Below are 22,716 nucleotides of genomic sequence, written 5' to 3' on the forward strand. Positions count from 1 at the left end.
ACTCAGACGGCCTGCTTCAGCGCCGCCTTTTCGGCACGCAGTTCGTCGATCGAACGGACGTTGCGGCGGGCAGCACCGGCCCAGTCGCGGGTCTCGACGGTCGATTTCGCGAGACGTTCCTTTGCTGCCGGAACACCATCCGCATACTGCGGAAGCCAGCGGGCCTGGGCGACGACCATCTCGTCGACCATCTGCCAGACCTCTTCCGGGGTCGCGACGGCACCGACCAGCGGATCGTGCAGGACGGCGAGCTTCAAGAGGTCGATGTCGCCGCTGATTGCAGCATGGACCGACATGCGCTGAACATTGATCGACGCCATGCAGGTTGCCGCACATGCTTCCGGAATCGTAATGCTGGAGACCATATTGATGCCGAATCGGTCGACGAAACCGGGCGATTCGATGATCGCGTCGGACGGCAGGTTGGTGATGACGCCGTTGTTCTTGACGTTGAAGTGGCCACGATAGACGCGTCCGGTTTCCAGCGCTTCGAGAATATGGCTGGCATGTTCGTTCGAGCGCTTGGCCGGATCGATCGGCTTTTCGGCCGAAGCCAGGAACTGCGGGAATTCCGTCTCGAACCAGTTACGCGTTTCGGTCGAGTGGCGGAGGTAACCTCCGGTCTCGCCGTGGATCCAGTCGGACATGTCGATCCACTTGGTGATCTCGTCCGGCCGCTTGCGGTACCAGGGGAGGTATTCCGAGAGGTGGCCGTTGCTCTCCGTCGAGTAGACGCCGAAACGCTTCAGGACGTCGATGCGCAGCTTTTCCTGCTGCGAGAAGACTGGATGGGCCTCAAAGGCGGCGACAAGCTCGTCCTTGCCGATCTTGCGGCCGTTTAGCTTCAGATCGACGAACCAGGTCTGGTGGTTAATGCCCGAGCAGATGTAATCGAGTTCGGAAGGAGACTTCGCGCCGAGCACTTCGGCGATCTGCTCGGCACCGTGCTGGACGCCGTGGCAGAGACCGACGGTGTCGACCTTGCCGTACTCGATCGCGGCCCAGGTGTTCATCGCCATCGGGTTCGCGTAGTTCAGGAACTTGGCGCCTGGCTCGGCGACTTCGCGGATGTCCTTGCAGAAGTCGAGAATGACCGGGATATTGCGCTGGCCATAAAGAATGCCGCCAGCGCAAATCGTGTCACCGACGCACTGGTCAATGCCATATTTCAGCGGAATGCGGATATCGTCGGCATAGGCTTCGAGGCCGCCAACGCGCACGCAGCTGATGATGTAGCGCGCGCCGGTCAAGGCCTCGCGGCGGTTGGTCGTCGCCGTCACCTTGGTTGGCAGCTTGTTGGACAAGACGATCTTATCAAGGATCTGCTTGATCATCGTCAGATTGTGTTCACTCATGTCGGTCAGCGCGAACTCGACGTCCTGGAACTCAGGAACGCAAAGGATATCGGTAAACAGTTTTTTCGTGAAGCCGACGCTGCCCGCGCCGATGATAGCGATTTTGAAACTCATGATCCCTGCCTCAATGCGATAAAATTGCCGTCGCTGAACGATGAGAAGAAGATTAGCGCCCGGGCTTGCGCTCGACGCTAGAAAAGGCCAGAAAACGGGCTTATTCTCCTCCCCGCCGGTCCTCGGTGCTGGCGGTGTTCTCTCTCTTGAGGGCGGATTATGCGCATATTCGGCGATGCCGCCAGAGAAGGATTATGCTTTCATGGGTAATTTTGTGCTGCAGAAATTGATTGACAACGGACCGGTGATGCGGACGGTGTCGCTGCCCCGTGGCCGCCAGAGCCTGCATACGATGCCCACCAGCACCGGCTACGAGATTCGCGAAAATGCCACCTACGACTGGGACGGCCGCAAGCGCGGACAAACACCTTTTACCGTTTTGCAGCACACGATCGGCGGGGCGGGAAACCTGCGGTACGAGAACCGCCAACTTCGCGTCAAGGAAGGCGAGACGCTTTTGGTCCTGGTCCCCCACAATCATCGCTACTGGCTTGATGACGGTGATCGCTGGGAGTTCTTCTGGATTTCGATGAACGGTGAGGAGGCGCTGCGTATCCATCGCTCGATACTTGCCGTCACGGGACCGATCCTGAAGCTGCAGCCGCAAACAATCGAGCATCTTGCGGATTGCAGCCTGCGCCTGATCAATGGCGCGGAAACGCCGGGGCTCGCCTCCGCCATCGCCTACGAGGCCGCGATGGCGCTGTACGACGATGTCTTTGGATCGCATCCGGTTTTCAGTGAGGAATACCGTACGATGCAGCATGTCATCGACTACATCTCGGCAAACCTCGAGCGTCCCTTGCCCGTGGAGGATCTTGCCCGGATCGCCGGCCTCAGCCGGGCCCACTTCTCACGAATGTTCGCAGCCAATGAGGGCCTCCCACCGGCTGAGTTCGTCTTGCAAAAGCGGTTGAGGCGGGCTGTGAAGCTGTTGACCAAGACCGCCAACATGCCGGTGAAGGAAGTGGCGATCCGCTCGGGGTTCGAAGACGCAAACTATTTCTCCAAGGTCTTCCGGCGGGTATACGGAACCAATCCGACAGAGTTCCGCACGACCGGCATGTATGCGAGCGTCGGCAAGGTGCGCTGACGCCCGCGAAACGCGCCGGCTACCGGGCGAGGTCGTAAGTGAGCTTGGGATACCAGGTCGCCGGTCTGCCTTCCGGAGTTGTGTCGAGGACGGTCCAGAGAGGCATGAAATCCGGTGCGCCGCGCGGATCCTGACCGGGATCGGCGGTTGCCGGTCCCATTTCCGGGTTCCAGAAGTGACGGATCGCGCCATTCTTCAGGGTGAAGACATTATAGGCGGCATCGTCACTGCCATCGGGTCCGATGGCATGATAGTCACGACTAAATTCGTCCGTTGTATCGGAATAGAGTGGGAGGTGATGCCAGCCCCGCTCCTTCTTGAACGCCAGCAAACGGTCTATCGGCGAACGCGCAACGACCGCAAAGGCAACCTGCTGGCATATGTCCGGAACCTCGCCATCGAAGGCAGACAGCATGGACGTGCACATTGGGCATGGCCGCTCGCGATTGGGTCCATACATGTAGCTGTAGATCACCAACGTGGTCTTGTTGGCAAAGAGGTCATGCATTGTGACTTCGCCATCCGGCCCCCGGAATGTGTAGTCTCTGGTTACCTCGCCACCTGGCGGCAAAGCCCGACGCTGCTCGGCGACGCGCTCGATATGGCGGCGCAGCTCGATTTCTTCGGCAAGGAGTTCGTCGCGCGCCTGCCTGTATTCGCTACTTTCGTTTGGAAAGGTGAGGGCGTTTCTTCTTGCCAGTTCTCTGGCAGAGACAAGGTTGTTCTGATCCATCACGAGACTCCTCCTTTGTTCTAAAACGCCGGCGAACCTTGCACCGGTCGCCATCCTGACAAGGAACGTTTGACAAAAGCGAAAATCGACAGGTGGCTGAAATTTTCTCCGAAATTTCCGTCCGTTCGCGCCAGGACCACATTTGCCCTCCGCTAAGAGAGGCCTCATCATGTTGTTGGCACTTATAAGCACGAGACCAGGGGGAGTGATGTCTCAAGTCCTCAAGAACAAGTTTCAGGGGCTAGCTGCTGCTGCGACCGCGATAGGGTTTGCTTCACAGCTTGCGCTCGCGCGGATCAAGCGGGAAGACAGCGATCCGCTGCCGCTTCTGAGGCGCACAAGTTCGGACTGAGTCTAGCGACCCAACTGGACCTTCCGGAGATCAGACGCTGGAACTTCGGTTCGACAATCAGGGGGGCGTACTGCGACCCGCAGTTTCCTTCGAACGGTTTTCGCGCCATACCGATAGACATCACGCCGAGTTCGTCGCCTCGGTGCTTCTTCGCGTATGCCGCAAACTGATGGGAAGCCGGATTATCCCTCTGAGTGTGTCGCTCGCACACCATTGCTCCGGAGATCTCGCTCAAATCAAGTCTCTATTCGGCTGCGACGTGCAATTCGGCGATTACTCTGATGGCCTGACGTTCGACGCAGCCGTCCTTGGCCTTCCGGTCATCGGTATAGACCCCTTCCTCACCGAGCTGTTGTCGGACTTTGCGAGCAAGCCATCACCGCGCGTGTGTCGACCATGGACGCTGGTGGAGAACACGATCTCGCCTCTATTGCCTCATGGCGAAGCGAGTGCCGACAATGTTGCGCACCGACTGGGTGTCAGCGAGCGGACATTCGCGCGGCGCCTGGCTGCGCAGGGAACGGCCTTCGGGTTGATATTGGATGGTCTGAGACATGAACTGACGATTACCTGCATGCAGGATGGTCTGCAGGCTTCCCGGATCGCCTGGTTGCTTGGATTTCACCAGTCCAGCTCGTTCACCCACGCCTGCAAGCGCTGAACTGGGAGCACACCCTCTCAGTATCGGCGGCTCCAACCGATACAATGAGACGTTCAGGAGGTAACGGCGCATCCGAGATTTCACCGTCACCCACCGGCACCAATCGCCTATTGGCATGAGGCATATGGCAGCTCAGAACAAGTTTTTGGCAGCGTATTGTAAGCACAAGAGCAGCTGTTTTCTTAAAGTGCCAAAAAAATCAACGTCCAATTGGAAAATTGGCCGCCGCTCACCCCAGCGGTGGCATCCTTTTCCGCCTTAACCACGGCTTCTCGTGGGTTAACATTCCACGGAAATTCCATTCGCTCGCTTAATCCCGAGGGGCGCCCTTCCCGCCTCTGATATACGACCTATGTCCCCTTCATCCTTCATCTCCTGGAAGGAAGACGGAGGCCTCCAGTCATCGGTTGACCGGTGCGGATGTCTCCCTCCACGGAGGCTACGATGAAAACCTTGGTATCGCTGTTTGAGGCTGCCATTCTGGCGGCCGGCTCACCGGTCGTTTCCAACGATGGCACAGGCCTGGAGCGCGCCCAGGCCGTCTGCTCGTTTCTTCAGGGGACCGGCCTGAACGGCGATTGCGCAGTGGACGCCGGGGAGACGCTCATCGAGGTTTCTCTTGCTGGCCAGTACGACAGTCCCGCAGACTGTCCTAAGGTGGCTGACATGCTGCGGGCGCACGGTTTTCAGCTGGGTCCGGATTGGGAACTGCGGATCAAAGCCAGCATCAAGGACGAGCCGGAGGTTACCGAGTGCGGCCTGTCCCCTGCTCGCCATTAACACCGGCGATGACGTCTGCCTATGGTTTTTGTTTCGGGGCAATCGTCAATTCTGATCCGTGGGCCATACGCAGCTCGTCATCACCTTCCATCCGGTCGGTCGCCTTGTGCAGCAGGGACGAGCTGTATCCAAAGGAACGATTTCCTTCGATCAATGTGACGTCGGAATTTCCTGGATTGTCGGAGCGCTCAAACCAGTCGACAGCAAGGTGGAGGAAATTCATTTCGAACGCCCGGTTCGTCACGCCATGTCCCACGATAATGACATCGTTGGATATGCCGGACACATCGTCGATTACCGTTTGCAGGAAAAGCCGAAGACGCTGGGCGACATCCGCCCTGCTCTCCCCGTCGGGCGGCCTTGCATAGAATTTTCCACTGGTGCTGCGCAGCCTGGCCCATTTTTCGAACTCGTCCGGAAACTTTTGCCGACGCTCCGCATGATCGTATATTTCCGTGAAAAGGCCAAAGTCCTGCTCGCGAAGCAGGTAATCCTCCCTTATTGCGCCTATCCGTTCGGGCGGTAGGGTTTCGAGAAGCGCGTCCTTGCTTTGCCGGGTCCGCAAATAGGGAGAGTACCAAATGTCCAGGCTGGCGCTGCCGGTCTGCGGCAGTCCCGCGAGGTAGGACGCCAACGCCTGACCGGCCGTTTGCACTTGCCGGTAACCCCATTGCGTCAGAGGAACATTGTGGTCGCCGAACTGCCCGTAGGCCTTTTCATCAATGTTGCCGAGGGATTCGCCATGTCGGACCAGAAAGATACGCATCGCCGTCGTGTGTCTCGATGTCAGGTGCCCTCATCATGACGACAAAGGCCGTGCGGTTCAATCGGGGCAGTCTTTCGCGCAAGCAGCAGGTAACGTGAAGTGCGACCCATGGTGACGTTGTTTCTCCTCTTTCCAAAACATGCGAGGCAGCGTTGATCACTTGCAATTTCTGAGGGATCTGACCTTATGACCGAAAATTCATATCCATTTCCGATCGCGGGCTTTTGGTGTCGACAATCAATGAACAGATGTCCCTTCCCCCTCGCGGCTTTCCCGATGCTCGCACTCGCCTTTCCAGCGCTCGCCGAAACGCGCCCGCTATCGGAGGTCACAAAAAAGATCGAAGCTCAGATCTTACGTCAGAATTCGCGCCAGGATATCGAGTGCTACAAGTACATCCTGAAAGATTTCAAGCAGAGGAAAGTCAGGAAAGCCGATGTTTTTATCGTCTTCGATGATCCAGGCATCGAGGGTATCGGGATCGGAATATCGGAGACCGATGAAAACTACAGTTGCGAAGGCGGCGAGATGAGAGCCTGGGAAGCCGGAAAGTACTCTGTCGTGAAGCAATTTCGTTAGAATTGGCGAGACACCAACCGAGATCGTCTACGAAACCTAGAGGACGTCCGCAGCGAGAGGGACGCCACGCTCCGGCGCGTTTAGATGATCGGTCGTCGACCAAGAACTGCAACGCGTGTCGGCGACGTCACATCACCCCGTTGATCTGGTAAAGGCGCTTAATAGCTGCAGGGTCGATCGTTGCCGAATCCGCCACTGCACGCCGGTCTGAGATCAAAGTCGGCATTGTGTCTGCCATACCCGACCGACCCCGTCGTGAGAGGTGCCTCGGAGCTGGTTGAACAGGCCGATGCGAGACCTGCAATAGCGACGAGCATTCCAACGGATATCATTCTTCGAAGCGTGTCCATCACAGCCCCCGTGCAACACTATCAGTGATAGAATTTAGCCTCACCGGGCTTCTCGGAAATAGGCCGAACCAATCAACATTTCGTCATCTTGGTGGGCACCGTACGTTTCCCGGCAAGGAGCAAAATACACCTGCAGCGAGAACTGGAGATATCGCTACCCACAACCTGCCGCACCATCGCAAAAGGCCCTGATTGCACATGCTTTGCAGGCGAAGCCGCGATCAGAGGGGCGGTGTGGACCCGCACGTCGGCTCTTTCCGTCAAAATCTGTTACTGAAGCACTGCGACGGGGAATATCCGACCACCCAGTCGATAATGGTTGCTGCCGACTTGCTATTGCGATGCCGGCGTGAAGCGCGCTACCAACGCATGGCGGTCACCTGGATAGGTGAAGCGGACATGGGTGACTGGTCCGACATTGCTCCAGGTACGTCGCTCGACAACCAGGCAGGCGGTATGACGCGGTATATCCAGGGCAATGGCTTCGTCGGCGCCGGCCGAGACGGCGTGGATTCGGTGCTCGGCGCTGCTCCACGGTATCTGGTTGATCAGCCACGCACCCGGCGCCATGTCAGCGAAATTTTCTTCGGCGGCTTCCGGGACAGTTGAAAGACTGATCAGGCGCTCTTCCAGGCAGAAGGGCCGCCCGCCCGCATGATGAATGCAGGATACGTCCAGCACCGACGATCCCGATGCAAGATCGAGGCGCCTGATGTCGTCCGGCCTCGCCTTGCGCTGCTCGCGCTTCGATACGGCGTAGGAATAGGCGAGGTTCAGTGACTGAACCTCCGTCCGGATGTCGTGGATCTCAAGCACCGCCGATTGCGCTTGAGGTTGCGTCACGAAACTGCCCGACTTTTTCCTGCGCTCGATGAGACCCGCCTTGGCCAGTTGCGTAAGCGCCTTGTTCACGGTCATGCGCGAACAGTCATATTCCTTGGTGAGATCCACCTCGAACGGAATGCGATGGCCAGGAGGCCATTCGCCCGAGACGATGCGGCCTTCGATCTCGCTCACGATCCGCTGGTGCAAGGTTGTGTCCTTGCCTTGATTCATCGCCACGCTCCAGTTGGTGACTCCCGCTCTAGTCGGTATACCGCGGCGAGGGAAGCCCTATGTTGTCAGGAGCTCGCCCATCGCCTTCAGAAACCTTCGGTTGATGTCCTCGCGCGCCACGTGGCGTCCGCTCGAGACCTGTTTTCGTCCAAGCGTCCAGACGCTGTCGATGGTGACGCCACCGGCAAAGACCCAATGATCGAGCAGCTGGTCGCCGGAGAGATAGGGGACGGCGGTTGCGTCGAGCGAAACGAGGTCGGCGTGGTTTCCCTTCGCGATACCACCTGGAGCCTTGAGCGCGTCACCACCGCCACCGATCGCGCGATCGAAAAGGTTCCGCCCGGTCGAACCGCTAGGGGCGGCAATGACGTTGCGACCTCTCAAGGCGAGTCGCAATGAATATTCGAGCTGACACAGTTCCCCGGGCAGGGAGATGCGAACATTCGAGTCAGAGCCGACGCCGAAGCGCCCGCCTTCTTCGATGAAAAGTGGCGCGGGGAATGTACCATCACCAAGGTTGGCTTCCGTGATCGGGCAAAGACCCGCAATCGCGCCACTCTGCGCCATGCCGCGTGTCTCTGCGTCGGTCATGTGTGTCGCATGGATCAGGCACCAGCGCTCATCAACAGGTGCGTTTGCAAGCAGCCATTCCACGGGGCGTGCGCTTGACCACGCCACGCAGTCTTCCACTTCCTTGACCTGCTCGGCGATGTGGATATGGACCGGCCCGTCGCCGGCAAGCGGCACGATCTTGGCAAGTTCCTCCGGTGTTACGGCCCGCAGGCTGTGCGGCGCGATGCCAAGCTCGGCGCCGGGGATTGCGGTTGTCACCCCGCGGCAGCCCTCCATCAAAGCGGCAAAGCTGTCCAGGTTATTGATAAAGCGTCGCTGGCCATCAATCGGCGTCTTACCGCCGAAGCCGGAATGGGCGTAAAAGACCGGAAGAAGTGTCAGGCCGATCCCGCTGGTGGTTGCTGCCGCACCGATACGCTCTGCGAGTTCGGCAATATTGCCATAGGGCATTCCGTCCCGGTCATGGTGAAGATAGTGGAACTCTCCGACGCGCGAAAAGCCGGCCTCGAGCATTTCCATGTAGAGTTGGGCGGCAACGGCCTCGACGTGCTCGGGTTCCATAGACAGGGCAAACCGGTACATGACGGTGCGCCAACTCCAGAAACTGTCGTTCGCAGGGCCCCTGACCTCTGCAAGGCCAGCCATTGCGCGCTGGAAAGCATGGCTATGGAGGTTGCTCATCGCCGGAACGATCGTTTGGTGATGCTCGTCACCGGGTCCGGCGTCAACACCTGTCTGAACGTCTTCAATTCGTCCGTCTGCAATGGTCAGGCGCACGTTCTCGCGCCAGCCTCCCGGTAGCAGAGCCGCGCTGGCGTGAAGTCTGGTCGCGACAGGTCCGGTCATTAGGCTTTTCTCCTCTTTGGCACTGCACATCTTCCTTTTTGAGGAGGATGCACAAAATTTCACTTGTCACCGCTCCTGTTATGTATATACATGTTTCCACATAAGGGAAGGCGCAAAGCTGATGACTGGGAACAAAATTTCAACCGGCGACGCATCCGGAGATCTCCGTCCACATCTGTGGCGGAACGCGCGATTGGCGACGCTCGAGCAGCAAAAATTGGGTCTCGGCATCATCGAAAAGGGTGCCATTGTCACCGAGAATGGCCGTCTAACTTTTGTCGGCCCGGAGGCCGACCTGCCGGTGGCGGCAATCGAGCGGGCACAGATCACCGATCTCGAAGGCCGCTGGGTTACACCCGGTCTGGTGGACTGCCATACCCATATCGTCTACGGGGGCAACCGCGCCCGCGAATTCGAGATGCGCCTCCAAGGGGCTACCTATGAGGAGATTGCACGGGCTGGTGGTGGGATTGTCTCCTCCGTCAAGGCGACGAACGCGCTCTCGGTGGAAGGCCTCGTGGAAGCAGCGCTTCCCAGACTGGATACGCTTCTTTCCGAAGGTCTGACCACCATCGAGATCAAGTCTGGCTATGGATTGAGCGTCGACGGTGAGCTCAAGATGCTGCGCGCTGCGCGCCGGCTCGAACGCGTCCGTGCGGTTCGGGTCGTCACCTCCTATCTTGGTGCTCACGCCACTCCGGTCGAATACAAAGGGCGCAATGCCGACTACATCACCGACGTAGTCATCCCGGCTTTGCAAAATGCCCATGCAGAGCACCTTGTCGATGCCGTCGACGGATTCTGTGAGACGATCGCGTTCTCAACCGCGGAGATCACTCGAGTCTTCGATCGGGCAGCCGCCCTCGGTCTGCCGGTCAAGCTCCACGCCGAGCAGTTGTCAAACCTCGGGGGCGCGAAGCTCGCAGCCTCATACAAGGCGCTTTCTGCCGATCACCTGGAATATCTTGATCCGGAGGGCGCTCGCGCGATGGCTGAGGCCGGGACGGTTGCCGTCCTGTTGCCGGGTGCATTCTATGCCATCAACGAAAAACAGAAGCCCCCCCTGCAGGCACTGCGAGACGCTGGCGCCCACATTGCCATCGCGACGGATTGCAATCCGGGCACCTCGCCGCTGACGTCGTTGCTGCTGACGATGAACATGTCCGCCACCCTCTTCGGCCTGACCGTGGAGGAGTGCATTGCGGGGGTCACGCGCGAGGGCGCGCGGGCTCTTGGGCTGCTTGACGAAACGGGCACTCTCGAAACCGGCAAATCGGCGGACTTCGCCGTCTGGGATGTGGAGAGCCTGGCAGAGCTCGTCTACCGCATCGGCTTTAATCCGCTTCACGCACATGTCTTCAAGGGCGAAAGGATCGACCATTGACCATTACCCTTCATCCCGGAACCGTTTCTCTCAAGCAGCTCGAGACCATTTACTGGACCGGAGAGCCGGCCAGGCTGGACGCATCGTTTGATGCTGGTATCGCCAAGGCGGCAGCGCGTATTGCCGAAATCGCTGCCGGCAATCAGCCTGTCTATGGCATCAATACCGGTTTCGGGAAACTTGCGTCGATCAAGATCGACAGCGCTGATGTGGCCACGCTTCAGCGCAATCTTATCCTCTCGCATTGCTGCGGCGTCGGCGCACCACTGCCCGAGAACGTCGTCCGTTTGATCATGGCCCTCAAGCTGGTCTCCCTGGGCCGTGGCGCCTCCGGGGTTCGACTCGAGCTGGTCCGGTTGATCGAAGGCATGCTGGAAAGGGGCGTGATCCCCGTCATTCCAGAAAAAGGCTCCGTGGGCGCGTCGGGAGACCTTGCCCCACTCGCCCACATGGCGGCCGTCATGATGGGAGAAGCCGAAGCCTTTTTTGCAGGCGCTCGTCTTTCCGGTCATGTGGCTCTCGAGAAAGCCGGCCTGAAGCCGGTTGTCCTTGCCGCAAAGGAAGGGCTTGCGTTGATCAACGGTACGCAGACCTCGACAGCTCTTGCGCTGGCCGGGCTCTTCCGGGCGCATCGCGCAGCACAGGCAGCCCTGATCACCGGTGCCATGTCCACTGACGCGGCAATGGGCTCGTCCGCACCATTCCACCCGGATATCCACACCTTGCGCGGTCATCGGGGGCAGATCGATACGGCCGCGTCGCTTCGAGCGCTTCTCGAAGGCTCCGTGATCCGTCAAAGCCATATCGAGGGCGACGAGCGGGTTCAGGATCCCTACTGTATCCGCTGCCAGCCGCAGGTCGACGGCGCCTGCCTGGATCTCCTGCGGATGGTTGCGCGGACATTGGAGACCGAAGCCAACGCAGTAACGGACAACCCTCTGGTGCTGTCCGACAACTCTGTTGTCTCGGGCGGCAACTTCCACGCCGAGCCGGTGGCATTTGCGGCTGACCAGATTGCGCTCGCAATATGCGAAATCGGAGCGATCGCGCAGCGACGCATCGCCTTGCTGGTCGATCCTGCGCTATCCTATGGATTGCCAGCCTTCCTTGCAAAAAAGCCGGGGCTGAATTCCGGCTTGATGATCGCGGAAGTCACCTCCGCGGCGTTGATGTCTGAGAACAAGCAGATGTCCCACCCTGCCTCCGTCGATTCAACGCCGACCTCCGCCAATCAGGAAGACCATGTGTCGATGGCTTGCCACGGTGCCAGACGCCTGCTGCAGATGACCGACAATCTCTTCAGCATTATCGGCATCGAAGCAATGTCGGCGGCCCAGGGGGTCGAATTCCGTGCGCCGCTTTCGACCAGTCCGGAGTTGCAGAAGGCACTGACCGCGATCCGCAGCGCAGTTTCGACGCTGGATCTCGACCGTTACATGGCCAACGACCTTCAGGCAGCGGGCGATCTCATTGCGACCGGTGCACTCAATGCATCTGTGTCGCGCGGCATTCTTCCGGTCCTGGAGGCTTGACATGTCCGTGTTCGAAGTCAGGCAGGGGACCTCGCCGGTCATCCTCGCATTTCCTCATACCGGGACCGACGTCCCTGCGGGCATCTGGGATCGCCTGAATGACAATGGCAGGAAACTTGCCGATACCGACTGGCATATCCATCGGCTCTACGACGGCCTCCTCGCCGACGCTACGAGTGTTCGCGCGACTTTCCATCGGTATGTTATCGACGCGAACCGTGATCCTCAGGGGCGAAGCCTCTATCCCGGGCAGAATACGACGGGTCTGGTCCCGGAAACGGACTTCGATGGGCAAGCGATCTGGAAAGATGGCGAGTCGCCGCGCGAGGCCGACATCGCTCTGCGGGTGCGGGACTTTCATGCGCCCTATCATGCGGCGCTTGCCGCCGAAATCGAGCGCGTCAGAGCAGACCACGGTGTGGCAATCCTTTACGATTGCCACTCCATTCGCTCCCACATCCCGTTCCTCTTCGAAGGCAAGTTGCCAGACTTCAACATCGGGACGGACATGGGCAAGACCTGCGATGGCGCGATCGAGCAGGCGACGCTGACCGTTGTCGGAGCCGCCGAAGGCTATGACAGCGTGCTCAACGGCCGCTTCAAGGGTGGCTGGACCACCCGCCACTATGGTCGTCCGGAAACGGGAGTACATGCCATCCAGATGGAGCTTGCGCAATCAACCCATCTTGAGACCGAAGCGACACCGTTTGCCTACGACAGCCATAAGGCCGACCGCCTGCGGATACATCTGAAAGACATCCTGTTGCGGATCGAACAGATCGCTCAGGGCCTGAAACGCTAGAAATCACTCCACAAGGGGAACACGCATGACATCCAATCCACGCCACAACATCCGTGAAATCCGCGCGCCGCGCGGCAACGAGCTCACTGCCAAGAGCTGGATGACAGAAGCGCCATTGCGCATGCTGATGAACAACCTCGACCCTGACGTGGCCGAAAATCCGAACGAGCTCGTGGTTTATGGCGGCATCGGCCGGGCAGCCCGCACCTGGGACGACTTCGATCGTATCACGGCGACCCTGAAGACGCTGAGCGAGGATGAGACGCTGCTGGTGCAGTCTGGCAAGCCGGTTGCCGTGTTCCGGACACACAAGGATGCCCCGCGTGTTCTGATTGCAAACTCGAACCTTGTCCCGCATTGGGCGACCTGGGATCATTTCAACGAGCTCGACAAGAAGGGTCTTGCCATGTACGGCCAGATGACGGCCGGTTCCTGGATCTACATCGGTACGCAGGGGATCGTACAGGGTACGTACGAGACATTCGTCGAAGCTGGACGCCAGCACTACAATGGCAACCTCAAGGGAAAATGGATTCTTACCGGCGGTCTCGGCGGCATGGGTGGGGCTCAGCCGCTTGCGGCTGTCATGGCGGGAGCCTGCTGCCTTGCGGTCGAATGCGACGAGACCCGCATCGATTTCCGCCTTCGTACGCGTTATGTCGACGAAAAGGCAAAGACACTCGACGAGGCGCTCGCTCTCATCGACAAGTGGACGAAGGCCGGGGAAGCAAAATCGGTGGGTCTCCTCGGCAATGCCGCGGAAATCTTTCCCGAGCTTGTTCGTCGCATGAAGGCGGGCGGCCCACGCCCCGACATGGTGACTGACCAGACGTCGGCGCACGACCCGCGCAACGGTTACCTGCCCGCTGGCTGGACGGTCGAGGAGGCTAAGGCCAAGCGCGAAAGTGATCCGAAGGCTGTGGAAGCTGCTGCGCGCGCCTCCATGAAGCAGCAGGTCGAGGCAATGGTTGCCTTCTGGGATGCGGGCGTCCCGACACTCGACTATGGCAACAATATCCGCCAGGTCGCCAAGGACGAAGGTTTGGAGAATGCATTCGCCTTCCCGGGCTTCGTGCCAGCCTATATCAGGCCACTGTTCTGCCGAGGTATTGGTCCGTTCCGCTGGGCTGCACTCTCTGGCGACCCGGAAGATATCTACAAGACAGATGCGAAGGTGAAGGAACTTCTTCCCGACAACAAGCATCTCCACAACTGGCTTGACATGGCGAGAGAGCGGATCTCATTCCAGGGCCTGCCGGCACGCATCTGCTGGGTCGGTCTTGGCGATCGCCATCGTCTCGGCCTTGCTTTCAACGAGATGGTCCGGAACGGTGAGCTGAAAGCTCCTATCGTTATCGGCCGTGATCATCTGGATTCCGGTTCTGTCGCCTCCCCGAACCGTGAGACCGAAGCGATGAAGGACGGCTCGGATGCCGTATCCGACTGGCCGCTTCTGAATGCTCTGTTGAATACCGCGTCAGGTGCCACCTGGGTATCGCTTCATCACGGTGGCGGCGTCGGCATGGGCTTCTCCCAGCATTCCGGCATGGTGATCTGCGCCGATGGCACCGACGATGCAGCTCGCCGCCTCGAGCGTGTCCTCTGGAACGACCCGGCGACAGGCGTCATGCGTCACGCTGACGCGGGCTACGAGATCGCCCTTGATTGTGCCAGGGAGCAAGGCTTGCGCCTGCCGGCAATTCTCGGGAACTGATGAAGGATACCGGGCCCCAAATCCGATGGGGCCCGATTACCCGAAAAAAGCCTTCATCGTGACCGTGACAACCTCCTCAATCTTCGGCGTGGACGCGACCAATCACTCCGTCGTCCTTGCAATCCAGGAACGAAAATGATCCGCGCAACCGTGCTCAAGTCCAGGACCTATCGCCGTATGCCGTGGAAGAACGGCGGGGGCGAAACCATCGAGATCGCGGTTTCGCCAGAGGGGGCGCCGATAAGCGATTTTGATTGGCGCATCAGCATGGCAATCGTTGCCACGGATGGACCGTTCTCGATCTTTGCCGGCGTCGACCGGACGCTGTCGATCCTCGAGGGAAACGGAATGTCGCTGGCGATCGATGGACACGCTCCTGTATTGCTGACACAAGAGAGCGCTCCCCTCGCCTTTCCGGCCGATGTTGCCGTGTCTGCAGCGTTGCCAGATGGTCCGATCACGGACCTCAACGTCATGACGCGCCGCAACATGCTGCGGCATCGGGTGGAGAGACTGGCTGTCAACTCGACTACATCCATGCGACCCGAGGCTCAGACCTGTCTTCTGCTCTGCCGCCAGGCTGCGCTTGCAGTCGAATGGAGCGACCAACATGTCGAACTTGAACCAGGCGACACAATCCTCCTGAAGGGGGCCAGAGGGGTGGACGTCACACTCCACGGCGAAGCGCCCTGCTTTCTCATCTCCATCAATTCGCTCTGAGACCCCAGATCTCGATCGATTGTGGAGCAGCTAGGTTGGTGGCAGGCACGTCCGATACGGTGGGGTCCGGCCGTGCACAACGAGTGGCTATCCAATCACCAGCCGGATCAATCACGACAGCCTGCTTATAGGACCCCTCATCTGGCATGAGCGTGCCTGACCACGTGTCGCTCCGTTTCCATCAACATGACCATTGGCAGGCGCAAACAGCCCAAGGTTCAGCCGTTCGCCCCCCTAACTCATGCCAAAACAATATTGTTTCTATAGTCTATAAATTAGATGGTTTTAGCTGTGTGGGAGCAAGTCCCTGCCCTAGTGTCTCCGTGTCGAAACAACTTCACGCGGTGACGATGTTCAGCCGCAAGGGGACGAAACATGAAATTGAGAACACTTTTGGTGGCAGTGGCCCTAGGGTCGGCCAGCCTGCTGACACCATTTCTTGCAGGGGCAGCGGAAAAGAAAGTCGTTGTCGCATATCAGACCGACGCGCTTCCGTCATCGGTCGCCATCGCCAATGGTGAGTTTGCCAAGGCAACCGGCTATGAGATCGACTTCCGCAAGTTCAACTCGGGTGCAGAGATCTTTGCCGCCATCGCTGCTGGTGATGTTCAGGTCGGCTACGTCGGCTCGAGCCCGTTTGCGGCAGCAACCTCACGCGGACTGGAGGTCAAGGCCTTCTACCTCTCATCCATTTCTGGCGTCGATGAAGCGCTCGTCGTCCGCAACGGCTCCGGGATTTCGTCGGTCTCCGACCTAAAGGGCAAGAAGCTTGCCGCGGCTCCTGTCTCCACGGATCACTACCAGCTCCTTGCTTTGATCAGGTCCATCGGGTTGACAGAAAAGGATGTACAGGTCTTCGCCATTCCGCAGCCGGAGATTGTTGCGAGCTACAACCGCGGCGATATTGACGGCGGTTTCGTCTGGGATCCGGCACTGACCGAACTGAAAAAGAACGGCAAGGTTCTGGTCACATCCAAGGACGTTGCGGACCGGGGTGCGCCCACTTTCTCCGCCTGGGTCGCCGCATCGAAGTTTGCTGATGAAAACCCCGCGTTCTTGAAGAGTTTTGCCGGCGTCATCAACACCTATTACGCCTCGTTCGCGGCAGACAAGAAGGCCTGGGATGGCGATAGCGAGAATGCACGGTTGCTTGCCAAGACTTTGGGCGGAACTGCCGAGCAGCAAGCTTCCGCGCTGAAGAACCTCACTCTTCTTACGCCTGAGGTGCAGGCATCCGAGGCCTGGCTTGGCGGCGGCGACAAGTCGGGTGCCGCCAGAATCCTCAAGGATACCGCCGCCTTTTTGAAGGACCAGGGCAAGGTAACCGAAGTCCTGCCGAGCTACGCTGCCTTTGTTACGCCAGATGCAGTCGTCGACGCAAACAACTGAAAACACAATTCAAATCACCTCTGCACGCTGGCGCGAGAGGCGCCGGCGTCACTGACGAAGAGATTACATATGCTCAAAGTCGATCAAGCCAGCGTCTTTTTCAGAACGCGAGACGGCCGGACGGTCCATGCTCTTGATAGAGTTTCACTCAATATTCCCGACAACAGCTTAGTCGTGGCACTTGGAGCCTCGGGTTGCGGCAAGTCCACGCTGCTCAACGCGATAGCGGGATTCCTGCCGCTCTCGTCAGGCGCCATCACCCTTGACGGGCGCCCCGTCACGCGTCCGGGAGCAGACCGGGGAGTCGTGTTCCAGAAAGACACGCTGCTGCCATGGAAGTCGGTCCTTGGCAACGTCGCGCTTGGACTGCAGTTTGCGGGAGTTTCAAAGGCTGAACGCAGAGCTCGTGCGATGGAGTTGCTCTCTCTCGTGGGCCTGAGCGATTTCGCTGACGCATTTCCCTACGAACTGTCAGGAGGCATGCGCCAGCGTGTAGGAATTGCCCGGTCTCTGGCTGCCGATCCTGAGGTGCTACTGATGGATGAGCCATTCGGCGCGCTCGACAGCCTGACGCGGGAACAGATGCAAGAACTGATCATATCCATCTGGAAAGCCACACGAAAACGGATCTTCTTCATCACCCATTCGATCGAGGAAGCGCTGTTTCTCGGCACGCAAGTCGTGGTTATGTCTCCGCGACCTGGTCGCATCGTAGCGCGCTTTGATCTCGACTTTGTCAGCGAGTTCGCGCGAGCCGGCGACGCTGGAGCCATCAAGATGGCGCCGCAGTTTGCGACTTTGCGAGAAGAAATCCGGGGAATCCTGCATGGGTCCGATCAAATCAGGAGTGCGGCGGAATGAGTGACACCATCGAGACTGCCGGGCTCCTCGTCCGGCCCACACAGGAGCAGCCCAACACAGTGGACATGAAGGGGTTCGGCGCCGGGGAAGGAAGTACGCTCCTCATCAGCCTCGCGACAGCAGTCGTGCTGCTCACATCATGGTGGCTGGTTGCAAGGCTCGGACTGGTTCCGCGTCTCTTCCTCCCGGCACCACAGGAGGTACTGACCCAGATCGGCACGGTTTACAGGGACGGTTATGCCGGCGCCTCTCTCGGTGAACATGTCTCTGCAAGTCTCTTCAGGATCGCCGCGGCGGCCGCCATTGCGATCGCTGCCGGCATCCCGATTGGCCTGCTGATGGGTCTCAACCGGTGGGCAAAGGGCATCTTCGATACGCCGATCGAATTCTACTGGCCGCTACCGCCGCTTGCCTATCTGCCATTGATGATCATCTGGCTCGGAATTGGCGAGACGTCGAAGGTGACGCTTCTCGTCCTTGCAATTTTCGCTCCGATCTGTCTTTCCGCCCAGGCCGGGGTTCGCTCGTTGCCGATCGAACGCATCAATGCGGCGCGATCCCTCGGTGCCCGGCACTGGCAGCTGGTTGTCAGCATCGTTCTGCCATCTGCACTTCCGGAGATCCTCACAGGCATTCGCATCGGGTTCGGCGTCGGCTGGGGCACGCTTGTTGCAGCGGAACTTATCGCCTCAAATCGCGGCATCGGGTACATGATCATGTCAGCTTCCCAGTTCCTCGCGACCGACGTCGTCTTCGTCGGCATCGGGATAATCGCTGCCTGTGCATTCGCGTTCAGCCTCGCCGTTCGGATCTTGGAAGCAACCCTCGTTCCGTGGAAAGGTAAGATCTAGCGCGAACGCCTGCCACGTCCCTGACGGGGCGCCCTTTCTGTCACGACGGGGATCGACCGCAATGAAACAGATGCAGATCTTTGCCTTCGACATGAACTGCGTCGGCCATATCAATCACGGCATGTGGACCCACCCACGCGATACCTCGCTTCACTACACGGATCTCGATTACTGGGTGGATCTTGCCCGAACTGCCGAGCGCGGAAAGCTCGATGGGATATTCCTGGCTGATATCCTCGGCGTCTACGACGTTTACAAGAACAGTGCGGCGCCGGTCATCCAGGCTGCTGCCCAACTCCCTGTAAACGACCCCATGGTGCCGATCGCGGCCATGGCCTACGTCACCAGGCACCTCGGCTTCGGAGTGACAGTCAACACGACTTTCGAACCGCCTTACCTCCTTGCACGGCGCATGTCGACGCTCGACCACCTGACAAAGGGTCGGATCGGGTGGAACATCGTCACCGGCTACCTCGACAGCGCAGCGCGGGCAATGGGTTTGGAGAAGTTGCCGGAACACGACGCGCGCTACGATGCGGCAGAAGAATATCTCGAAATTCTCTACAAGCTCTGGGAGGGAAGCTGGGACGACGATGCATTCGTTGGCGACAAGGTCCGTGCAATTTTCGCCGACCCTGCAAAGGTTCGTGCCATGAAGCACGAGGGGCAATACTACAAAATTGAGGGGTTTCATCTTTCACAACCCTCACCGCAGCGCACGCCGCTACTCTTCCAGGCGGGAGCCTCCGCTCGTGGGCAGGATTTCGCCGCCAGGCATGCCGAGTGTGTCTTCGTTGCCGCGCCAACCCCGCAGGCAGTCTGCCGGCCCGTTGAGGCATTGCGGGCAAAGGCCGAGGCGTTCGGACGCGGACCAGATGCCCTGCGCGTTCTGCAGCTTGTTACAATTGTTGTTGGCCGGACCGAGAAGGAGGCGCGGGACAAGCTCCAGGACTACCGCACGCATGCCAACGTGGAGGCGTCTCTTGCACACTACGCGGCTTCGACTGGCGTTGATCTCTCCAAATACGGTCTTGACGACCCCATCACGCAGGCGTCGACCAATGCCAATCAGTCGGCACTCGCCGCGATCACCAAGGATGCGCCGACGCCCATGACACTGCGCCGGATCATTGACCACATGGTGCTTGGTAGTCGGATGAAGCCAATTGTCGGATCACCCGCTCAGGTCGCGGACCGACTGGCGGAATGGATTGCCGATGGCGGCATAGATGGCTTCAATCTCGCGCGTACCGTTGCTCCGGAAAGCCTGCTTGACTTCGTCGATCTCGTGATCCCGGAGTTGCAGGAGCGCGGGCTATTCAAGGCAGATTATGCGCAGGGCGCCCTGAGACAAAAGCTGTTTGGCAAGAGCGGCAGGTTGCCGCCTGGGCACCCTGCCGCCGCGTTCCGGCATTGATTACTTGTGGTCCAGCCTGGCGACCAGCCGATCGCCAAGCCACTGGATGCCGCAGACCAGGACGATCAGCACGGCAACAACAGCGACCATTACGGCAGTCTCGAAGCGTTGGTAGCCGTAGCGTATGGCGAGATCACCAAGTCCGCCGGCACCGATCGCCCCCGCCATTGCAGACGCTCCGATCAGGGTCACGAGGGTAACGGTGAACCCGGCGACAATCCCGGGGAGCGCTTCTGGAACCAGCACTTCGCGAATGATCGTCCACCCATTGCCCCCCATGGCGCGCACGGCATCGATCAGGCCGCGGTCTACTTCTCTCAGGGATACTTCCGCGATACGCGCGTAATAAGGTGTTGCTGCAATCGCGAGCGGCACGATCGCTGCCCACGTTCCCAAAGCCGTACCGACGATAAGACGCGTCAACGGGATCAGCGCCACCAGCAGGATGATGAAGGGAACGGATCGAAAACCGTTGATGATGGCGCCAAGGATACCGTTAATCCACGCGTTTTGGGCTATGCCGCCCTTGTTGGTGAGAACCAGCGCCAGCCCGAGCGGTAGACCGAAGACCAGCGAGATGAGCCCCGATGCGCCGGTCATCAGGATCGTTTCCCAAAGCGAGCGAAGCAGAAGATTAAACATGATCGGTGTCATAACCGAGAACCTCCACCCGCGCCGAGCGGGCTTTCAGAAATTGCAGGACCTTGTCTCTCAAGGCCGGGTCGCGGGTCGGCACGGCGATAAAGAACCGCGCCACAGGCTGGTTCTGAATATGGTCGATACCGCCGTGGACAAGGCGGAAGGATTGCGGAAGTGCTGTGGACAAGTCGGCAAAAACCGCGCCCTGTGCCACGGGGCCCGCCATGTCGATGCTGAGGATGGCTTCATCGCCCGATGTGGGCGACAGGCGTGCTGCTATATGTTCAGGCAATTGCGGCCGGCTGCCAGACAGCAGGCTCTTGGTGATCGCTGCTTTTGGATCGGCAAATACAGACCAGACTTGTCCTTCTTCCGCGATGCGGCCAGCGTCAATGACCGCAACACGATCTGCTATGCTTCGGACAACTTCCATCTCGTGGGTGATGAGGATGATCGTGAGCCCAAGCTTGCGGTTGATGTCCTTGAGCAGGGCCAGGATGGATCGCGTCGTCTCAGGATCGAGCGCGGATGTCGCTTCGTCAGACAGAAGCAACGCCGGACGGGCTGCGAGTGCGCGGGCGATGCCGACACGCTGCTTCTGACCACCGGATAGGGATGAAGGATAGGCCCTCGCCTTGTCGGCAAGACCGACGAGCTCGAGCAGTTCATGCGCGCGTTGCAGGCGCTCCGACTTTCCAGCGCCAGCGATCTTCAGAGGGAGCGCAACATTCTCTTCGACGGTTTTCGATGCCAGCAGGTTGAAGTGCTGGAAAATCATCCCGACACGGCGCCGAAGGGGTTGCAGTTCCTTTTCGTCGAGACCGACGATGCCGCGTGCCTCGATTTCGATCAAACCGCTGTCCGGACGCTCTAGGCCATTCAGACAGCGGATCAACGTGGATTTTCCGGCCCCGCTTCGCCCGATGATCCCGAGAATTTCGCCCTTGTGAACGGTGAGCGATATTCCATCCAGGGCGGCAGTCGTACCAAAGTGCCGGTGGACATCGACGAGGCGGACGACCTCTTCGCCCTTTACCGCTGGCGAAGCCTCGATTGTGGCGGCCGATACATTTGAATTCATCTTCTATCCTTTCGGAAAACGCTCAAGGCGGCCCGGGCTGGGAACGCCCGGGCCGCCTTGTTCATGCACCCGCTGCGTGGCGCAAATGTCGATCAGTAGGCGCTGACGCCGGTTCCCTTATACACCTTGTCGAACTCCGCCTTAACCGTGTCGTTCTGGTAGGACGATACAAGCGTCTTGACCCAGGCTTCGTTTTCGCTGCCCTGCTTGACGGCAATGAAGTTGCGGTACGGGTTATCGGCGATCGGCTCCTGCGCAATACGGTCAGCTGCGGACAGGCCGGCCTTCAGTGCCCAGTCGGTATTTACCACGGCTGCATCCAGATCATCGATGGCGCGGCCGACCACGCCGGCATCAAGCTCCTTGATTTCGACGTTCTTTGGATTCTCGGTAACGTCAGTGACTGTTGCAAGAATTCCCGTGCCATCCTTCAGCTTGATAATGCCTTCGTTCTGCAAGACCCGCAGTGCACGGCCTTCGTTCGAGGGATCGTTGGGGACACCGATCGTCGCGCCTTCACCAATCTCGGCGACCGCCTTGTGCTTCTTGGAATAAAGACCGATCGGCCATACCGCGGTATATCCAACAGGGACTATGTGGTAGCCATGCTGTTCAACCTGGTTGTCGAGGTATGGCTTGTGCTGGAAAGCGTTTGCGTCGATTTCGCCGCGCTCCAGCGCCTCGTTCGGCTGCGTGTAGTCGTTGAAGACGACCGTTTCGACCGTCAGGCCTTTCTTTGCGGCTTCGGCTGTCACGACTCGCCAGACATCTTCGTCCTCGCCACTCATGATGCCAACTTTAATAGATTTGTCTTCGGCGAAGGCAGTAAACGGCGTTGCCAGGGCGATCAGAGCGATAGTAGAGGCGGCCATCACAGCAAGGGTGGTGCGGCGCGCGAGGCTTGGTTTGGACGTCTTCTTGTTCATTTTGGTGTTTCCCGTCTTGAATTGGTGAGGCGAGCCTCGAACAGCCGGATAGTTCCAAAACTGGTGAAAATAAACCAAGCAAGCCCATCTCTATTGCGCTGCAGCACGGAAAAACTCTTCGGCCGACGGGCGCAAGTGGGGG

The 22,716-nt window shown here is 59.1% G+C and carries 23 protein-coding genes; 14 read left to right on the forward strand and 9 right to left on the reverse strand.

Annotated features, from left to right (window positions below):
* Window positions 1–2: 2 nt before the first annotated feature.
* Complete coding sequence (locus FHX16_RS21155; RefSeq protein ID WP_183863901.1) at window positions 3–1,469, reverse strand: alpha-glucosidase/alpha-galactosidase; 1,467 nt, start codon at window positions 1,467–1,469, stop codon at window positions 3–5.
* 202 nt (window positions 1,470–1,671) lie between these two features.
* Between FHX16_RS21155 and FHX16_RS21160 the strand changes: the two genes are divergently transcribed.
* Window positions 1,672–2,562 carry an AraC family transcriptional regulator gene (locus FHX16_RS21160; RefSeq protein WP_183757111.1) on the forward strand — a complete coding sequence of 297 codons (891 nt, stop codon included), beginning with the start codon at window positions 1,672–1,674 and terminating at the stop codon, window positions 2,560–2,562.
* 19 nt (window positions 2,563–2,581) lie between these two features.
* On the opposite strand, the gene FHX16_RS21165 is transcribed toward FHX16_RS21160, so the two are convergent.
* A complete protein-coding gene (locus tag FHX16_RS21165; protein ID WP_183757112.1) occupies window positions 2,582–3,295 on the reverse strand; it encodes a DUF899 family protein in 714 nt (237 codons plus the stop codon).
* A gap of 208 nt (window positions 3,296–3,503) precedes the next feature.
* Between FHX16_RS21165 and FHX16_RS21170 the strand changes: the two genes are divergently transcribed.
* From FHX16_RS21170 to FHX16_RS21180, 3 genes are all read left to right on the forward strand, one after another.
* A complete protein-coding gene (locus FHX16_RS21170) occupies window positions 3,504–3,647 on the forward strand; it encodes a hypothetical protein (RefSeq protein WP_183757113.1) in 144 nt (47 codons plus the stop codon).
* Window positions 3,648–3,717: 70 nt separating this feature from the next.
* Window positions 3,718–4,308, forward strand: coding sequence for an AraC family transcriptional regulator ligand-binding domain-containing protein (locus FHX16_RS21175; protein WP_246712684.1), 591 nt, complete (start codon window positions 3,718–3,720; stop codon window positions 4,306–4,308).
* Window positions 4,309–4,752: 444 nt separating this feature from the next.
* Window positions 4,753–5,088, forward strand: coding sequence for a hypothetical protein (locus FHX16_RS21180; protein ID WP_183757114.1), 336 nt, complete (start codon window positions 4,753–4,755; stop codon window positions 5,086–5,088).
* A 19-nt stretch (window positions 5,089–5,107) separates the two neighbouring features.
* On the opposite strand, the gene FHX16_RS21185 is transcribed toward FHX16_RS21180, so the two are convergent.
* Window positions 5,108–5,854, reverse strand: coding sequence for a histidine phosphatase family protein (locus FHX16_RS21185; protein WP_259130228.1), 747 nt, complete (start codon window positions 5,852–5,854; stop codon window positions 5,108–5,110).
* Window positions 5,855–6,094: 240 nt separating this feature from the next.
* Between FHX16_RS21185 and FHX16_RS21190 the strand changes: the two genes are divergently transcribed.
* On the forward strand, window positions 6,095–6,433 hold the full coding sequence (locus FHX16_RS21190; RefSeq protein ID WP_259130231.1) for a hypothetical protein: 339 nt from the start codon (window positions 6,095–6,097) through the stop codon (window positions 6,431–6,433).
* A gap of 158 nt (window positions 6,434–6,591) precedes the next feature.
* Here the strand turns inward: FHX16_RS21190 and FHX16_RS31630 are convergent, their stop codons facing one another.
* From FHX16_RS31630 to FHX16_RS21200, 3 genes are all read right to left on the reverse strand, one after another.
* Window positions 6,592–6,783: a hypothetical protein gene (locus tag FHX16_RS31630; protein WP_405049305.1), complete on the reverse strand. Its 192-nt coding sequence runs from the start codon at window positions 6,781–6,783 to the stop codon at window positions 6,592–6,594.
* Window positions 6,784–7,116: 333 nt separating this feature from the next.
* The gene (gene hutC / locus FHX16_RS21195; protein ID WP_183757116.1) at window positions 7,117–7,839 is read right to left on the reverse strand and encodes a histidine utilization repressor; all 723 of its coding nucleotides are present in this window, start codon (window positions 7,837–7,839) and stop codon (window positions 7,117–7,119) included.
* A gap of 57 nt (window positions 7,840–7,896) precedes the next feature.
* Complete coding sequence (locus FHX16_RS21200; RefSeq protein ID WP_183757117.1) at window positions 7,897–9,258, reverse strand: formimidoylglutamate deiminase; 1,362 nt, start codon at window positions 9,256–9,258, stop codon at window positions 7,897–7,899.
* A 121-nt stretch (window positions 9,259–9,379) separates the two neighbouring features.
* Here FHX16_RS21200 and hutI point away from each other — a divergent pair, with 121 nt between their 5' ends.
* The 9 genes from hutI to FHX16_RS21245 all read left to right on the forward strand — a co-directional run bounded on the left by hutI (window position 9,380) and on the right by FHX16_RS21245 (window position 19,928).
* Entirely contained in the window at window positions 9,380–10,642 is a 1,263-nt protein-coding gene (hutI, locus tag FHX16_RS21205) for an imidazolonepropionase (protein ID WP_183757118.1), read from the forward strand.
* Window positions 10,639–12,174 carry a histidine ammonia-lyase gene (gene hutH / locus FHX16_RS21210; protein WP_183757119.1) on the forward strand — a complete coding sequence of 512 codons (1,536 nt, stop codon included), beginning with the start codon at window positions 10,639–10,641 and terminating at the stop codon, window positions 12,172–12,174. The genes hutI and hutH overlap by 4 nt, the downstream gene beginning before the upstream one ends.
* 1 nt (window position 12,175) lies before the next feature.
* Window positions 12,176–12,976 carry an N-formylglutamate deformylase gene (gene hutG / locus FHX16_RS21215; protein WP_183863904.1) on the forward strand — a complete coding sequence of 267 codons (801 nt, stop codon included), beginning with the start codon at window positions 12,176–12,178 and terminating at the stop codon, window positions 12,974–12,976.
* Between the two features lie 25 nt (window positions 12,977–13,001).
* Window positions 13,002–14,690: a urocanate hydratase gene (gene hutU / locus FHX16_RS21220; protein WP_183863905.1), complete on the forward strand. Its 1,689-nt coding sequence runs from the start codon at window positions 13,002–13,004 to the stop codon at window positions 14,688–14,690.
* A 135-nt stretch (window positions 14,691–14,825) separates the two neighbouring features.
* A complete protein-coding gene (locus FHX16_RS21225) occupies window positions 14,826–15,410 on the forward strand; it encodes a HutD family protein (protein WP_183757122.1) in 585 nt (194 codons plus the stop codon).
* A 375-nt stretch (window positions 15,411–15,785) separates the two neighbouring features.
* A complete protein-coding gene (gene tauA / locus FHX16_RS21230) occupies window positions 15,786–16,799 on the forward strand; it encodes a taurine ABC transporter substrate-binding protein (protein WP_259130237.1) in 1,014 nt (337 codons plus the stop codon).
* Between the two features lie 69 nt (window positions 16,800–16,868).
* Complete coding sequence (locus FHX16_RS21235) at window positions 16,869–17,660, forward strand: taurine ABC transporter ATP-binding protein (RefSeq protein ID WP_183757124.1); 792 nt, start codon at window positions 16,869–16,871, stop codon at window positions 17,658–17,660.
* 65 nt (window positions 17,661–17,725) lie between these two features.
* A complete protein-coding gene (locus tag FHX16_RS21240; protein WP_246712685.1) occupies window positions 17,726–18,511 on the forward strand; it encodes an ABC transporter permease subunit in 786 nt (261 codons plus the stop codon).
* Window positions 18,512–18,572: 61 nt separating this feature from the next.
* Entirely contained in the window at window positions 18,573–19,928 is a 1,356-nt protein-coding gene (locus FHX16_RS21245; protein WP_183757126.1) for an LLM class flavin-dependent oxidoreductase, read from the forward strand.
* Here FHX16_RS21245 and FHX16_RS21250 read toward each other — a convergent pair whose 3' ends face one another.
* The 3 genes from FHX16_RS21250 to FHX16_RS21260 all read right to left on the reverse strand — a co-directional run bounded on the left by FHX16_RS21250 (window position 19,929) and on the right by FHX16_RS21260 (window position 22,574).
* Window positions 19,929–20,582 carry a methionine ABC transporter permease gene (locus FHX16_RS21250; protein WP_183757127.1) on the reverse strand — a complete coding sequence of 218 codons (654 nt, stop codon included), beginning with the start codon at window positions 20,580–20,582 and terminating at the stop codon, window positions 19,929–19,931.
* Complete coding sequence (locus FHX16_RS21255) at window positions 20,563–21,648, reverse strand: methionine ABC transporter ATP-binding protein (protein WP_183757128.1); 1,086 nt, start codon at window positions 21,646–21,648, stop codon at window positions 20,563–20,565. The genes FHX16_RS21250 and FHX16_RS21255 overlap by 20 nt, the downstream gene beginning before the upstream one ends.
* A gap of 92 nt (window positions 21,649–21,740) precedes the next feature.
* The gene (locus FHX16_RS21260) at window positions 21,741–22,574 is read right to left on the reverse strand and encodes a MetQ/NlpA family lipoprotein (RefSeq protein WP_183863908.1); all 834 of its coding nucleotides are present in this window, start codon (window positions 22,572–22,574) and stop codon (window positions 21,741–21,743) included.
* Window positions 22,575–22,716: the final 142 nt, after the last annotated feature.

The sequence above is a fragment of the Rhizobium sp. BK661 genome (assembly GCF_024808825.1).
GTDB lineage: Bacteria > Pseudomonadota > Alphaproteobacteria > Rhizobiales > Rhizobiaceae > Rhizobium.

What these genes read in the sequence shown, in the direction of transcription:
- FHX16_RS21155 (WP_183863901.1), bottom strand. Translation starts at nt 1,469, where the DNA reads ATGAGTTTCAAAATCGCTATCATCGGCGCGGGCAGCGTCGGCTTCACG.
- FHX16_RS21160 (WP_183757111.1), top strand. Translation starts at nt 1,672, where the DNA reads ATGGGTAATTTTGTGCTGCAGAAATTGATTGACAACGGACCGGTGATG.
- FHX16_RS21165 (WP_183757112.1), bottom strand. Translation starts at nt 3,295, where the DNA reads ATGGATCAGAACAACCTTGTCTCTGCCAGAGAACTGGCAAGAAGAAAC.
- FHX16_RS21170 (WP_183757113.1), top strand. Translation starts at nt 3,504, where the DNA reads ATGTCTCAAGTCCTCAAGAACAAGTTTCAGGGGCTAGCTGCTGCTGCG.
- FHX16_RS21180 (WP_183757114.1), top strand. Translation starts at nt 4,753, where the DNA reads ATGAAAACCTTGGTATCGCTGTTTGAGGCTGCCATTCTGGCGGCCGGC.
- FHX16_RS21185 (WP_259130228.1), bottom strand. Translation starts at nt 5,854, where the DNA reads ATGCGTATCTTTCTGGTCCGACATGGCGAATCCCTCGGCAACATTGAT.
- FHX16_RS21190 (WP_259130231.1), top strand. Translation starts at nt 6,095, where the DNA reads ATGAACAGATGTCCCTTCCCCCTCGCGGCTTTCCCGATGCTCGCACTC.
- FHX16_RS31630 (WP_405049305.1), bottom strand. Translation starts at nt 6,783, where the DNA reads ATGGACACGCTTCGAAGAATGATATCCGTTGGAATGCTCGTCGCTATT.
- hutC (WP_183757116.1), bottom strand. Translation starts at nt 7,839, where the DNA reads ATGAATCAAGGCAAGGACACAACCTTGCACCAGCGGATCGTGAGCGAG.
- FHX16_RS21200 (WP_183757117.1), bottom strand. Translation starts at nt 9,258, where the DNA reads ATGACCGGACCTGTCGCGACCAGACTTCACGCCAGCGCGGCTCTGCTA.
- hutI (WP_183757118.1), top strand. Translation starts at nt 9,380, where the DNA reads ATGACTGGGAACAAAATTTCAACCGGCGACGCATCCGGAGATCTCCGT.
- hutG (WP_183863904.1), top strand. Translation starts at nt 12,176, where the DNA reads ATGTCCGTGTTCGAAGTCAGGCAGGGGACCTCGCCGGTCATCCTCGCA.
- hutU (WP_183863905.1), top strand. Translation starts at nt 13,002, where the DNA reads ATGACATCCAATCCACGCCACAACATCCGTGAAATCCGCGCGCCGCGC.
- FHX16_RS21225 (WP_183757122.1), top strand. Translation starts at nt 14,826, where the DNA reads ATGATCCGCGCAACCGTGCTCAAGTCCAGGACCTATCGCCGTATGCCG.
- tauA (WP_259130237.1), top strand. Translation starts at nt 15,786, where the DNA reads ATGAAATTGAGAACACTTTTGGTGGCAGTGGCCCTAGGGTCGGCCAGC.
- FHX16_RS21235 (WP_183757124.1), top strand. Translation starts at nt 16,869, where the DNA reads ATGCTCAAAGTCGATCAAGCCAGCGTCTTTTTCAGAACGCGAGACGGC.
- FHX16_RS21240 (WP_246712685.1), top strand. Translation starts at nt 17,726, where the DNA reads ATGAAGGGGTTCGGCGCCGGGGAAGGAAGTACGCTCCTCATCAGCCTC.
- FHX16_RS21245 (WP_183757126.1), top strand. Translation starts at nt 18,573, where the DNA reads ATGAAACAGATGCAGATCTTTGCCTTCGACATGAACTGCGTCGGCCAT.
- FHX16_RS21250 (WP_183757127.1), bottom strand. Translation starts at nt 20,582, where the DNA reads ATGACACCGATCATGTTTAATCTTCTGCTTCGCTCGCTTTGGGAAACG.
- FHX16_RS21255 (WP_183757128.1), bottom strand. Translation starts at nt 21,648, where the DNA reads ATGAATTCAAATGTATCGGCCGCCACAATCGAGGCTTCGCCAGCGGTA.
- FHX16_RS21260 (WP_183863908.1), bottom strand. Translation starts at nt 22,574, where the DNA reads ATGAACAAGAAGACGTCCAAACCAAGCCTCGCGCGCCGCACCACCCTT.